8 protein-coding genes are annotated in these 13,766 nt (G+C 57.5%); 2 read left to right on the forward strand and 6 right to left on the reverse strand.

What is annotated here, in order from left to right:
- The 3 genes from J3U88_RS12180 to J3U88_RS12190 all read right to left on the reverse strand — a co-directional run.
- The coding region (locus J3U88_RS12180; RefSeq protein WP_207859037.1) for a hypothetical protein at positions 1-931 on the reverse strand (931 nt) is incomplete at its 3' end.
- 283 nt (positions 932-1,214) lie between these two features.
- Positions 1,215-2,612 carry an SET domain-containing histone-lysine N-methyltransferase gene (locus J3U88_RS12185; RefSeq protein WP_207859038.1) on the reverse strand — a complete coding sequence of 466 codons (1,398 nt, stop codon included), beginning with the start codon at positions 2,610-2,612 and terminating at the stop codon, positions 1,215-1,217.
- An 11-nt stretch (positions 2,613-2,623) separates the two neighbouring features.
- Entirely contained in the window at positions 2,624-5,194 is a 2,571-nt protein-coding gene (locus tag J3U88_RS12190; RefSeq protein WP_207859039.1) for a serine/threonine protein kinase, read from the reverse strand.
- A 525-nt stretch (positions 5,195-5,719) separates the two neighbouring features.
- Between J3U88_RS12190 and J3U88_RS12195 the strand changes: the two genes are divergently transcribed.
- Positions 5,720-7,696: a TonB-dependent receptor plug domain-containing protein gene (locus tag J3U88_RS12195; protein ID WP_207859040.1), complete on the forward strand. Its 1,977-nt coding sequence runs from the start codon at positions 5,720-5,722 to the stop codon at positions 7,694-7,696.
- Here the strand turns inward: J3U88_RS12195 and J3U88_RS12200 are convergent.
- From J3U88_RS12200 to J3U88_RS12210, 3 genes are all read right to left on the reverse strand, one after another.
- Entirely contained in the window at positions 7,693-7,947 is a 255-nt protein-coding gene (locus J3U88_RS12200; protein ID WP_207859041.1) for a hypothetical protein, read from the reverse strand. The two genes, J3U88_RS12195 and J3U88_RS12200, sit on opposite strands and share 4 nt — an antisense overlap.
- Before the next feature lie 149 nt (positions 7,948-8,096).
- Positions 8,097-11,603 (reverse strand): tetratricopeptide repeat protein, encoded by a 3,507-nt coding sequence (locus J3U88_RS12205; protein WP_207859042.1) that lies wholly within the window; start codon positions 11,601-11,603, stop codon positions 8,097-8,099.
- A gap of 573 nt (positions 11,604-12,176) precedes the next feature.
- Positions 12,177-13,232 (reverse strand): glycosyltransferase family 61 protein, encoded by a 1,056-nt coding sequence (locus tag J3U88_RS12210; protein ID WP_207859043.1) that lies wholly within the window; start codon positions 13,230-13,232, stop codon positions 12,177-12,179.
- 245 nt (positions 13,233-13,477) lie between these two features.
- Between J3U88_RS12210 and J3U88_RS12215 the strand changes: the two genes are divergently transcribed.
- Entirely contained in the window at positions 13,478-13,750 is a 273-nt protein-coding gene (locus J3U88_RS12215) for a hypothetical protein (RefSeq protein WP_207859044.1), read from the forward strand.
- Positions 13,751-13,766: the final 16 nt, after the last annotated feature.

Here is a 13,766-nt window from a genome sequence, read left to right on the forward strand (position 1 = left end):
CGACTTTTTCCGGCAGGCCTTGGTAGGCGCTTTCGGGTCCGTGGTAATCAATGACGAGGCGACGCCCGTCTTGGTCGACCAGCGAGGCGATGCGCGCCGGCTCGGGAACCGTCCCGTCGGCATCCAAGCCACCGACATAAGTCACGGTCAGGAAACGGCCGTTGGGTTGGGTAATGCGAATCGGGTAAAAGCGCACGGCCGAACGATTGGCTTCATCGGTAACGCGCCGTTGCGCCAAAAACTCGGTGACCTGACCGTTGGGTTCTTTGAGGAAGTAATTATTTTGGGAAAAACCCTGGAGCAAGGTGCCGTCGTCGCGCCATCGCCGCGTGATGCGGCGCAAGCTCCGGTCAATGAAATGCACATCGGCCTGCTCAGGTAGACAGCCGAAGGTATCGCAGGCGTCCCGTGCGCCGCCGTCGAAAGGCCCCTTTTGGAACAAAGCGTCGCGACCGAAAACCGCGGCATTGCCGGCCGAATCGACAAAACGCACCCGTTCCCAATCGGCAAAAGCGCTGCTGATCACGCGGTTACGGGCGACGATGTAACCCAGGTTAAAACTCCAACCGAGGCCGAGGTTATGGCTGTCGGGCGTACCGGAGAGTTGGCAAAGCTGAAAGTCGGAGCTGTTGCGACAGTAAGGCTCCTCCGGTGTTTTGTAGATTGGGGTCAGGCTCAGGCCGGGAACGCCGACGGCTTCCAGGGTGATGTTGAGTTTGCCGGTGAACTCGTTGATGTGGGTGTAGGGAATCCCGGTACGCAACCCGATTTGGTCGGCATCGGATGAAAGCGGTTCGATCTCCTCCCGCTGGGTGGGTAACTCGCGCGCGGCGACGCGGGTCACCACGGTTTCTTGGTATGCGTGTAAGGGAAAAAGAGAAAGGACGTTAAGGGCAAGGATGCAGGTCTGAAGAAATAGGGTTCGTTGCATCGGATTACCTCTCCTGTGAAGGGTGAAAACGTCAAAACGGAGAAGCCGGCAAACAAAGGTACGCCGAATGGCGCCGATAAAAAACCGGCCGATATAGAAAAGAGGATCGTTCAATCGATCACCTTGAGTGTAACAAGGCCCACAGGACAGCCCCTGTCATACTGTTAAAGACAGGTCAAAAAAGTGTGTCCTCTTACCCAGCAGGTGCAAAAAGCACCAGGGATCGTGTCGTAGATACAACGCTTTTAAAAATCCGAATCTGGTCCACCGGCGGCCGGTGCCGTCAATCCTCACCCAACATCGGGCGGGTGTCCATCGCTTCCATGCGGCGGGCGCCGCTTTCCGTAAACAGGACCGGCACCATATCTTCCGACCAACTTTGGAACCAACGACGCAAGGCCGGCGGCCAGGCCTCGACCGAGTCGGGTTTGACCAGCACTTCCAGTACTTCCTCCGCGCTGCCCTCCAACAAATCGGCGATGCTTTCCGCGAAGGCCGCGACACGGTGGAGCACCTGCTTCTCGGAACATCGCAACTGCACAATCGAATGCACGTGGGGTTCCAACGCGGCCATCCGTGTTTCATCCAACAACAAGCGGCGGTCCGACTCCAGGTCATGGGGGAATTCCGCCAAGGCGTCACGACATCGTTTGGCGGTCATCAACATGACCTGGCGCTCGTTTTCTTGGGAAACGATTTTGCCGGCCTTCACCAGCCGCTGCTCCAAGGTGTTGTTCCAATCAATCAACAGACACCGCTGCGCCTTCAGGGCACGGCCCAGCTTTTCATAACGGCGGAAATGCAGCGAAAAAAAGGGGCCTTGCTGCCGCTTGAGGAATGCATTTTTCTTGGCTTCACAGGGGTCGTCTTTGGTCGCGGCAATTGAAATGGCGGCCTGCCAACGATCGTTGTTGAGATCGAAAAAGCCGTAGCTGGCAAAGAAGCGGCCCTTGGTTTTGTGGCCGTAGCTAATCTTGATTTGGCGACCCGCGGCCAAGGGGCCACGCGCGCGAATCTCTAAATCGCCGCCCGGTTCCTTAGCGCGCCACTTGGCGTTGGCCGGCTCGCCATGATTGATCATGTCCGCCAGCGGGACCACCACCGGCTCGTCCTTGCCCTCCGCGTTCGGCAGCGAAAAACAACGGGTGTTCACCACCGTCATCGCCCAACGCACTTGCTCAAAGCTCCAGTCGTACACATCGCCCAGCTTTTCCCGAATCGTGGCGTACTCACGGCGCAGGATCTTTTGCCGGTGCAAAATGGGTTTGTGGGTAAAGGACCCAACCAATTCGTCCAACAGGTTTTGGTCAAAATACGCGGGAACATGTTCGTAGTTGGTGGGTAACCGCTTTAGGAAGGGTTGCCAAAAACTGTCTTCCCGCCCCGATTCGTTCAGAACAAACAGCGCGAGCAGGGTTTGCGCGGAATGAAGTTCAACCTCGCGCTCGGCGATTAATGCGCCCAGTTCCGAGTCATGGACGGTTTTCGGGGTGATCATCAAGGATCGCGGCACGGTCAGAATTTCATCCTTACCGTCGAAGGATTTCATGGCCACCAGCGCGCGCTCTCCGTCCTTCATGGTGGCAATTTGAATGTGGGGAAAACGACAACCGTGCTCCGTCAGCCAAACAAAATAAGTGGACCAGGCATCGTCCGGGACGCCTTTCGCCTTGCAGTCCAATTTCACGCTCCTCACGGGTGGGTCGGATCCGTAGCCGTCCCCGCTTCCAATACCAAACATTGCCAAGGATCACCCTCGGGCAAAAACGGGCCCATTGCCGTGATGCGGGCCCGTTGGCCCTCATCGGCAGCCGCTAAATGATCGATGGCGAGCACCGCTAACGCTTCGCTCGCGCTGGGATGACGTTGGTGCTGGACCCTAGCGTAGCAGGCCAACCAATCGATGAACAGACCGGGATTGCGAATTTGCCGATGATAACGTTTGAAGAAAGCGTCCATCCAAACCACGGCCGCGGCCTGGGTGTCGGCATCCTGGCGACCGCGACACAGCACCGCAAGGGCGGCGTCAAACACGGGAACGGGCGCGGGATAGTACTCCAGCAGCGGTGGCATCACCTGGCTCACCACATCCAGTTCTTCCTCCGGGGACAGCGTTTCTAATTCAAGTCGTTTAATGCGTAACATCGCGGCGTAGGTATGCTCGACGCCATACCAACGTTCAGCACGGCGAACCAGCTCATGCAATCCAACCCGCGCTTCCTCCACGGCGCCCAAATAAAACCCGGCCCGCAACACCAACGCCTGGTTCAACAGCCATTGAAAGCGGGCGCGACCGGCAAGGGCGGCGGGATCAGCGACGGGCACTCCGGCGGCCATAGCCCGGCATGCCTCAAAACGCCCGCGGCCAAAAGCAACCAAGGCACGTTCATGCACCTCGCTCAACTGGAAATACAAACCTTCCTCATAGGAGGCCGCCGCAAAGCCGGCCGGTAAAACGGATAAGGCATCGGCCTTATCCCAGGCACCGTCGGCGGTATAAGCGCGCAGCAGGTACAGCCGCGTTTCCACCGCCAAGGGATGCTCCGGTGCGAGGTAACGCGTCAGGTCGTCGCGCAACAACCGAAAGCGCCGGATTTGTGCAGCCGGCGTTTCCCATTCACTTTTGAGATAGGCCAATTCACATTGGGCCTGCAGGGTATCCACGTGGTCAAGTCCCAGTAAACGCCGGCGCAATGCCGCCGACCGTTCCATGTGGAAGACGGCCCGATCATGATCGCCGACAGCGCGATAGGCCTTGCCGATGATGAAGTTGAGCGAGGCACGCACCTCGGGGCGCCATTCCGCCGACTCAATGCGCGGCCCGAATTCGTGCAGTTGGTCACGCACTTTGACATCACGACCGTAATTGACGGGCGAGGCGGAAACGACAAATTCCTCGAGCAGTTCAATGGTTTTTTGTGCCGTTTCCGCTTCCTCGCGAATACGGACCTCGGCCCGTTGCGCCCGCACCAACCCCGAAACCAAGCCGAACATGCCGGCCACCACCCCGAGCAGCAAAACAGCCACCCCGGCTGTCAGCAAACTGTTGCGCTGAATGAAGCGTTTGAGTTGGTAGAGTTTGCTTGGCGGCCCCGCGGCCACGGGCCTTTTTTCCAGATAGCGATCACAATCGTCCGCCAGCGCCTTGGCGGAACCGTAGCGGCGATCCGGTTCCTTCTCCAGCGCCTTCATCACAATCCAGTCCAAGTCGCGACGGTAGGTTTTGGCCAAAACCTCGCGCGAGACGCCCATCTCCTCCGCTACCTGTTTCCCGGATCGCAGCACGGCACGACTCGGACGGCGCGGTTTCATCTCGCGAATGTTCTTAAAGGCCTGGTCCCAGGCGTCGCCGGACAACTGCGCCTCACCAAGGGGCAACACCCCCACCAGCATCTCGTAGAGCAGCACCCCCAGCGAATAGACATCGCAACGCAGGTCAACCAAATTTTGATCCACATGGGTTTGTTCCGGGCTCATGTAACTCAAGGTACCCACGGCCATACCGGGCAGGGTCAACTGCTGGGAAACCACCAAAAAGCTATGGTCACTCCCCTCATCCGGTTCCACCGCCTTGGCAATGCCGAAATCAATAATTTTGGGGATCACCAACTTGCCCTCGTGTTTGATGAGGATGTTGGCGGGCTTCAAGTCACGGTGAATAATGCCGCGCTGGTGGGCGTAATGGACGGCCCGACAAATACGCGCAAACAAACGCAGGCGTTCCGCAACCGACAAGGCATGGGTGCGGCAATAGTCGCCCAAGGGCAAACCGTCCACGAATTCCATTGCGAAATAGGCCAACCCCTGATCGGTGGTGCCCATCAGGAATACCTTGGCGATGTGATCGTGATCCAAGCGTGCCAAGGTCTGAATTTCCAAATCAAAACGACGTTTGGCCCGCTCACTCACGATGCTGGTGCGCATGACTTTCAGCGCGACCCGACGGCGAATCGGGCTCTCTTGCTCGGCTTCGAAGACAAAACCCATGCCGCCTTCACCGACCACGCGCAATACCCGATAGGGTCCCAGTTCGGTACCAATTAAGGATTCCGGGTTATCGATGGGGTCGATGCGATTCACCGCGGCCCCTTCAAAAAAGGAATCCTGGGCGGCTTGTTCGTCACTCTCCAGCATTTTTGACAGTTCGAGGAACAACTCGGGATCGTCGTTCTCAAGACCGGCCAGGTAGGCGGTGCGTTCGTTTTTTTCCATTGAGTGGCAAGCCTCAAACGCTGCTTCGAGGCGTTTCCACAAGTCGGACATGATCACTCCGAGGAATCAACAAATTAAGGGCGCAAGACGCGGCAAACGTCCGGGACGAGACCAAAAAGGATGGCGACAAAGGGGTAGGAACAAAGCGAGGAAATAAAGAAAAAAGGGCGGTCCTGCCGAGCAAAACCAATAAGGTGGGTCGGACGGGCCAAGAACACAGTCTAGCGGAGTTGGCGCCATTGCGCGAGAGCGACCCCGTCAAAGCCAATTTTTAACTAATTTGGCGGTGTTGCCGATGCTGGACTTGAAAACCGTCACCGAACAAGAAATGTTCAAATTCAGAAAACTGAGAACGGATAATTATCGATGAATTCATTTGATGTTCCCAAAGGGTAAATGTTTACACGTTTCTTGGAATTCTCTTGAACCGCGTTTCGCGGCAATCACCCGTCAACGCATGTGTGTCTCCACGGCGGTTTTCAGGCTCACCTTAACTTCTCCGCCCTGCCGAGCGACATGTCGCCACCCGCGTTCGGCATATTCCCCAAACCAACCATTTTTTCAAGGATCGGCTTTATGTGGCATTTTTCACTGCTCACTCTGATGGTCGCCCTGTTTTCGCCGCCCGTCATTCCCGACCCGCCCCAAGCGGCGGGCGCCCTTAACCTGCAAGATTTATTGGAACTTGATGTTTCCGTGGCCGCCGTGCGCGCCGAACACCTGATCAGTACGCCCGCGGTGGTTTCGCGCATCAATGTGGCCGATTACCGCCACATGGGCTTCACCCATCTGGTCGAACTGCTGGGCATGGTGCCCGGTTTGGTTCCGATTCACACCGAAATTGGGACCAACACCTTGATGGTGCGCGGCCTATCGGAATTTTTTAACCAAAAAGTGCTTTTCCTTCTGGACGGCGTTCCCTATTGGCAATCAGCCCATGGGGACCACCCGTTGCTAGGGATCCCCCTCGAAGCGATCAGCCACCTGGAAATCATTCGCGGCCCGGGATCGGTCCTTTACGGAACCAACGCCACCGCCGCGGTGATCAACGTGGTGCTCGCCAAGGAACGGAGCACCACCTTCCAGGCCGGTCTCGGAAACCACCGCCGCCGCCGTCTCGGGTTCCACCAAAACGGCGACTTGGGCCCCGGCATGTGGCGCTACCAAATCGCGGCCGAGTGGCATGACAGCGCCGGTTACGAGGCCATGTTCGAACAAAGGGAGCCACCACCCTTTTTCCCAGAAAACACCCCGTCCCAGGGGCGAATTACCCGCAAACAAGGTGCCCGCTCGATCCTGGCCAAGTTCACCTACGACGAGGATCTGACCCTTCTCGCCCACGCCTTCAGCTCAGAGAGTACGGGTTTGGCCGGACCGGCACGGGTCACCAACCGTTCCGAACTCCAATACGAAGGGCGGCTTCTCCACGCGGACAAAGTTTTTTACGGCAACAAATGGACCTTAGAAGGCTATGCGGACTACAACCAGTTCTACCTGAGCATCCCTACCGCCAACCTATTCGAGGGCCGCTATGACGGCGTCCAAACCTTTGATAACAGCGGCCGTGACAACCATCGTCTGCGCCTCGGCGCCCGCTTTTCCTGGTTCTTTCACCAAGGTCTCGCGCTGAACAACGGCCTTGAATACGAACACCGCGAGGCGGGTTTGTACCGCAACGTACCCACCGATCCGGGGCGAGCGGCGGTCGTCACCATGGAACCCAGTCACCAGGATGAACAGTCGTTTTTCAGCCAACTGGACTGGCACCAAGGGCCGTGGCGCGTGCTGGCGGGATTCCGCCATACCGACTTGGGGCACGCCCAATCACAAACACAACCGAGACTTGCGGTCATTCACCATTTCTCAAAAAATCTATCGCTTAAGGGACTTTATTCCGAAGGCTTCAACAGTCCAAATTTCATACAAACACGGGTGAATATCGAAAACGTCATTGTCGGAAACGCCGATTTACAACCCGAACAGGTAAAAACGATTGACATCTCGCTAAACTACGCGACGCCCCGCCGAATGTTCGTCGCCAACCTTTACCGTTTCTCCGGCGAGGATTTTATCCTGCGAACACCGAATCCCACGACCCTGGGCAGCGTTTACGTCAACCGCCCGGCCTTCTCCCGTTGGGGCTGCGAGATCGACATGCACCATTCCAGCGAACCGCTGTTGTTCACCGCCAACCTCGCCTACAACAACGCGGGTAATCGCGACCTAAGCGACGATCCCGGTTCGCTGTTCACACCGCGCTGGACAGGCGCGCTGGGCGCGGTGTTGTCCTTGAAACCCAGCACCCGGCTAGGTTTGTCGTGGCGTTATGTCGCCGAACAAGAAGCCGCGCCTTCACACCATCGCCTCAACATTGCTTACACGCGGGGCGGTCGATTCTGGGAGGTGAAGATCATCCTGGAAAATGTTATGGGCCAAGCGGTTTATTTTGCGGACATCGTGAATCTTCAGCGCCACCGCATCACGCCCAGCGGTGATCCAGACGCCGCGCTCCTGGTGGAAGGGCGCCTCAAGTTAGGCGGAAAGCGCCGTTAACCCTGTTCGCCCTGCTCTTTGAGCCGTTTCTCCGCGCGTTCGCGCCGTTCGTCGCGCCAGTTGACCACGGTCTGATAACTGGACAACAAGACAATGGTGGCGAAAAAGGAAATCCACCCATAGCCGTCGGGTACGAAGTACCAAGGCGCAAAGGCGAGCACCACCCACACAACCCGCATCGGCCAGGTTTCGAGGTTCATGGTGATAACGACCAAGCTAAGCCCTACCAAAATTGTCATGACGTACCACATGAACCACTCCTTTGGTGACGAATCGGGGAAAACCTGAACAACAGGTTTCAAGCAAAAACCGACTCATTCTAACCCGGTTTCGCGCACGGATGACGGCGACCTTGCCGACCTGTAAGAAAAAGCAACTTGACCCATAACACCGCTACGGCTCAAGGCGGTTCGGGCCAATTCCGTGCGCGGCGGGTGAGGAAATGGTTCTCGCCAATTTTATCCGCCAAACGATCACAGGCGGCGCGGTGTTGCTCCGGCCCCGCTTCGTCCCCTCGCTCCGCGCGTAACCGCCCTTCAACCGCCGCTGAAAAATCCCGATGATGGTGATCCTCGGGTAATGCTGCCACGAAGTGCCGGTTCACCGTCTCAAAAACGGCTTCGGCTTCATCCCATTGGTTTCGCGCCGCGAGCAGCGCGACACGCTCCATACGAATTTGGTTCAGGGTAAAGTGGTGATCGGGCAAAATCCCCCGCGCCTTGGTCAGCAGTGACCGCTGCAGCGCATCGGCCTCGTCCCATTGTTGCAGACCCATGTGGATGCGAACCTTGAGAACCTGAAGTGAAAAGAAGTAGTTCGTGGTTTCATTTTCACCCACAACCGCCAATCCTTTAACCACAAAGGGTTCAGCTTCCTGGTATCGTGCTCGCTCAATTAAGGTTCGAGCAAGACCGGCATAGATCGCCGCCTGTTCGCGAAAGGTTTTCAATTCAATCTCTTGAGCAATGGCATCGCCCTCGCGGTATGCGGCCTCGGCTTCCTCCAACAAACCGGACCGGTAAAAAATATCGCCACGTGAGCGCCAAATCCCCATGGTACGCGGGCTTTTATCGCCGCGCAGCTCGCGAATCATCGCCAGCGCCCGCGTGTTGTCGGCCACCGCGGCCTCAAAGCGCCCGTTCCAAGCGGCGAGATCCGCCCGGCCGTTGAGGGTGACGGCGGTGTATTCATGGGTTTCTCCGTAGGCTTTCTCCATCGACGCATAGGCAAGGTCGTACAGGTCAAGCGATTGCGCCCAATCACCGCGGGTTTGTAAAAGGACGGCCAAGTTGTAGGCGGTCACGGCGGTGCGCGGGTGATCGTCGCCAAAGAGTTCACGCCGCAATGCAAGGGCCTCGCGGTAAAAAGTTTCCGCCTTTTCAAACATGCCTAGATTTTTGTAGAAGAGACCCAAGTTATTGGCGTAGAGCGACGTGCGCACGTGGTTTTGGCCGTAACTGCGCCGAATCACCTCATAAGCGCGCAACAGGCAATGCTCCGCCTCCTCATTCTTGCCCGTATCGAGCAACAGTAGTCCGAGGTTGTTCAGGTTCGTTGCGGTCTGGGGATGGTCTTCTCCGAAAACAGCTTTACTGTGCGCCATGGATTCACGGTAAACCATCTCGGCCTGATCCACACGGCCCATGCGGCTGAGCAGAACCCCGAGGTTTCCGCGTGTTTTGTTGGTCATCAGCCCCTCGTTCCCGTTAAATAACAGAAAGCCGGCCAATGCTTTGCGCAAGGATGCTTCCGCGTCCTCATACCGACCGCGATCAATTTCTATCTGGCCGCGATGGTAGGCGGTAAAGGCAAGGAGGGGATGATCCCCCTGGTAAAGCCGCGCCCCCATCGCCTCCGCCTGTTTCACCAACGTTTCCCCTTGTTCATCCTGGGACAACAATTGGGAAATAGAGAGACGTCGGTGGAGGTTGCGCAGCATGGTGGGATGGTCGTCCCCAAACAAGTCACGAATGATTTGGTCGGATGCATCCAATAACCTGAGGGCTTCATCCAGGTTTTCTCGGTTAATTTCGATATCAGCCCGTAGTCTGAAGGTCACCGCAAGCTCGAAATGGTTGCTTCCTAAACGCTGAACTTGTCGGTCGGCCAGTTCCTTAAGCAGGGACGCCGACGCCTCTTGCTCATCCAATGACAGCAACAACGAGGCCGTCAACTGATCGAAATGCATCCGTTGTTGGAAGGGCAAGACGGCAATCCTCGGTTCAATTTCCGACCAGTAGCGACGGGCTTCCTGATAGCGCCCCCGCCAAACCAGCAGCCAATATCGGTAGAAAAGAACCTCACTCGGTTCAGCACCCGCTTCCCAATAAGGCACGATTTCCTTCAACCGCGCTTCCAGCTCGAACCCAAGACCCAAGGTTTTCAAAAGTAACAAGCGCCGCAGCGAAGCTTCGAGAAACACGGGGCTGCCCGGCTCTGAATTGTGAACCGCACGATCTAACAAGGCGCGCGCCTCTTCAAAGTGCCCGACCGAATGGTAGACCCGACCAATGGTAGAGAACAGCCGGTTCTGGATTTCGGGTTCGTCCGCCAGATCAAGTTCGATCCGCTCGCGCCCTAGACGCATCACCTCATAGGCTGTTACCTCGCGACCGTAACTAGAAAAGGGATCGATCTGATCGAACATCGACTCAATGAAGGTAACCACGGTTTCCGCCGTTTGTTTCTCCCGTTGGGCCAGGTCGCGTTCCTCGAGGATTTTTTTCTGTTGGGCCGAGAGGAGTAGGATAAAGGTGAGAACCGAAGCGAGAAAGGTCGCGGCCAAGGCACTCGGGATGGGGTGCCGGGCGATGAATTTTCGAAAAAGATAGGTTCGCGTGGCCCGCCTCGCCTGAATCGGTAATCCGGCCTGATAGGCGCTTAAATCGCCGGCAAAGGCTTCGACACTGGCATAACGATGTTTCGGTTCTTGGGCAAGGGCTTTGAGCAGGATGGTATCGAGATCGCCGCGTAGTTGGCGCACCCGGTGTCGGTGCGTGCCCGAATCCACGGCGCGTTCTTGGGTCGTGTTGCGGCTGGGCGGAACCACGTGACCGTGACGCACCGCTTGCATGAGTTCCGCCACGTTGTCGCAATCAACCTGATAGGGCAACTTCCCGGTGAGCATTTCATAAATAACCACACCCAAGCTGTACACATCCGAGGCGGCTTGAAGGTTTTGGCCGCCAATCTGTTCCGGCGAAGCGTAGCGAACCGTCATCATGTTGCCCAATTCCGTTTCGCGCGCGGGCGCGTTGGTGTCGGGTTTGAACGTAACGGCGATGCCGAAGTCCAATAGCTTGGGGTTGCCGTCGGCGTTGATCATGACATTTTCGGGTTTGAGGTCGCGGTGGATCACCATGTGGTTGTGGGCGTGGCTAACCGCCTGGCACATCTTAAGCGCCAATTCAATACGCTGGGAAAGATCAGGCTGTTGCTTTTGCAGGTAAACATCCAGGTTTTGCCCCTCGATATGTTCGATGGCGATCCAGGGTTGCCCGTTGGCCAGTTCACCGGTTTCGATTAAATGGGCGATGTAGGGATGGTTAAGCTGGGCCAAGATACGGCATTCCCTTTGAAAGAGGGTGCGAACCTTGGGATTGAGGGTGTGTAGCACCTTGACGGCGACTTTCTGTTGGAAGGCGTCGTCGCGAACCGCTTGAAACACCACCCCGGTGCCACCGCTCCCCAGTTGGGTCTGCAACAGAAAGGGCCCGCACAGGGTTCCCGGACGCGGCAAGGTGGCGGCGCCCCTTCCGTTTTCAGTGCCCGGGCGTTTTTGGGTCGTCCTATTTTTCAGTCGGGCGACGGCCCGCCCGAGATCGCCGTCGGGACCGGCATGATCCTGAAGCCACTCACAGACACCCTCGGCATCGTCATTGCTGAGCAGGGTCGCCAACAGTTGCATGGCGGCGTCCGTAGGAGGTTTTCCATTTTGAGACGCCGGCAAATCTGAATGCGCCGAATCGGACAAGGCATGCCTCTTGGTTGCGGCGCCGCCCCGAAAAGGAAAAAAGGGCTGTTCCCGCAAAAAGTGGTGTACCGAGGAGAGGTTATCGGTATCTCAAATTCCCTTCGCCAAAGAGCGCCAAAAAGTTTAATCCCCGGCAAGCCGGGTAGCCAAGACGCCTGAGCACGGATGAATCCAAGCGCCCGCCAGGTCTCAGCGGCGATGGACAGGGGCTCGGTGTGGGTCTACCCCAACACGGCCAACATCCAAGGGTGCGGGGAGCCCGAGCCACGCCCCCCTCAAGGCATGACTCGGGCGAACCGCGGCGAGATCGAGTAGCCCCTCCCGATCTCGCGAACCGCACGCAAAACCCAAGACCGATGATGTGGAGACACGGGGTTTTGGGTCGGGTGCGGTGGGCGTGCGCCGAGGAAATACCGCCCCTCGCGGTGGGCGCACGCAAAAAAAAGGATTAGCTCGCATTTCTCACAAGGAATTCTGCTATGGGGCAACCCATGTGAGAACCGCGGGTTAGGCGATTTCGACGGTTGCGGGCGACATCTGTTGTGACATCAAGTCCAAGGTCATCATCATCGCGTTGATGTCGATCTCAAAATCATCACCGCGTGCATCACCCACCACGAATCCGTAGCGGTTACCCAGCGCATCGGTTAAGTCTTTGAGGACATTGTTAAAACGGTTTGGGGGTTGCAAGGTCAGCAAAGCACCGCCTTGGGCCATAGCGAAGACACCATGAACGAGGTGGCTACCCTCGACCCCGACAACCAGGGCCGCGTCTTTGATTTTGTGCATCATTTGGGTCAGGCTCTCCTTGGTAGGATCCACGATGTCGAAGCCGTAACGGGCGAGATGATCCGCGACCTGCTGTTCGTTGCGCAACAAGCGGCGGCGGCCGCTTGTCCCACGGGTGATGAATACCCCGTGGCCGCAACGTTGCCCCGGGTAGAGGCGCATCTTTTCGCGAATCATTTTCAACCGTTGCCGCTTGAACGCGTTTTGGCCGACGTCGGGAATGACCGACAGGGTTTCCACAAGTACCACTTCGGTGGGCGGTGCCTCGATGCCCAGCATGCGCCGGTAATCGTGTTGGTGCGCGGTCCAGCGGGTTCCGGTAAACAACGGCGGCCCGTACACATCGCCGATGAGCGCCCGCGTGCAGTCGTCGGAAAGCCAGTGCCCGAAGTAACGGTTGCCGTTGTAGCTCGAAGCCAACAGCGCTTTTTCGACACGTAGGCCGGTTCGCAACGCCAACCCCCGCTCTCGTTGCGGGGTAACCACCACGCGTCCCTCGTCGCTGTAAATATAACCATTTACGACCTTGGCGTTGTGGAGGTGATACACCTCGGTGGCGCCGTGCTCGACCTCGCCACCAAAGATGCGCGCCTGCTCGAAAGTGAGGGTGGTCTCTTCCTGCACGGCTTGGACCTTGCCCAGTTGCTCCGGCAGAAAAACAGCGGGTGCCCGCCAGGCCCGTTCTCGGCCGTGTAAGACGCGCACCGGGTTGGTGAACAACCGCTGCTTTTTTTGGTACACCCGTTTCATCCGATAAAAAGCCGACGCCAACATCGCAACCCCCTGGGCAGTGTGTCGTAAGACCGCCCTGTTCTGCCGTGCTGCTAATACAGGTCCTATACCAACTTTTTAAACCGTTCTTTTGCTGCCACTTACCAGCCTTTGTGATCTTCGCGCCCTGTCTCACCTGAGACAGCGCCACGTGTCATATGAGACAAAGCACGCGACAACGAGACACGGAAGGTTGCCGCGAGACGGGACACCACCCACCCGAACGGCACTATCAGGCCGGCCGTCTCATGAAACCGAAACGTTCGACGTACATGGTGCAACCGCAACCCTTGCGCGAAGACCGGAGCAACCACGCGATGGGTTGGTTACCGGGCGAGATCGCAGGCAAAAAACGGGTCTGGCACAGCGGGGGCATCAACGGTTTCACCTCCGGTATCAGCTACCTTCCCGCGATAAACATCCGGGTGATTCGTTTCCACAACGTGGAAAACCCAGAACACGGCCCCACGGCGATCAGGATTTTACTTCGGTATCAGCAGTTTTCACGCGAAGCGTGCTAGGTCGGCGCCGCCGCCC

This window comes from Acanthopleuribacter pedis (assembly GCF_017377855.1).
GTDB classification, from domain to species: Bacteria; Acidobacteriota; Holophagae; order Acanthopleuribacterales; family Acanthopleuribacteraceae; genus Acanthopleuribacter; species Acanthopleuribacter pedis.

What these genes read in the sequence shown, in the direction of transcription:
- J3U88_RS12200 (WP_207859041.1), bottom strand. Translation starts at nt 7,947, where the DNA reads ATGTGGTACGTCATGACAATTTTGGTAGGGCTTAGCTTGGTCGTTATC.
- J3U88_RS12215 (WP_207859044.1), top strand. Translation starts at nt 13,478, where the DNA reads ATGAAACCGAAACGTTCGACGTACATGGTGCAACCGCAACCCTTGCGC.
- J3U88_RS12210 (WP_207859043.1), bottom strand. Translation starts at nt 13,232, where the DNA reads ATGTTGGCGTCGGCTTTTTATCGGATGAAACGGGTGTACCAAAAAAAG.
- J3U88_RS12190 (WP_207859039.1), bottom strand. Translation starts at nt 5,194, where the DNA reads ATGTCCGACTTGTGGAAACGCCTCGAAGCAGCGTTTGAGGCTTGCCAC.
- J3U88_RS12195 (WP_207859040.1), top strand. Translation starts at nt 5,720, where the DNA reads ATGTGGCATTTTTCACTGCTCACTCTGATGGTCGCCCTGTTTTCGCCG.
- J3U88_RS12205 (WP_207859042.1), bottom strand. Translation starts at nt 11,603, where the DNA reads ATGCAACTGTTGGCGACCCTGCTCAGCAATGACGATGCCGAGGGTGTC.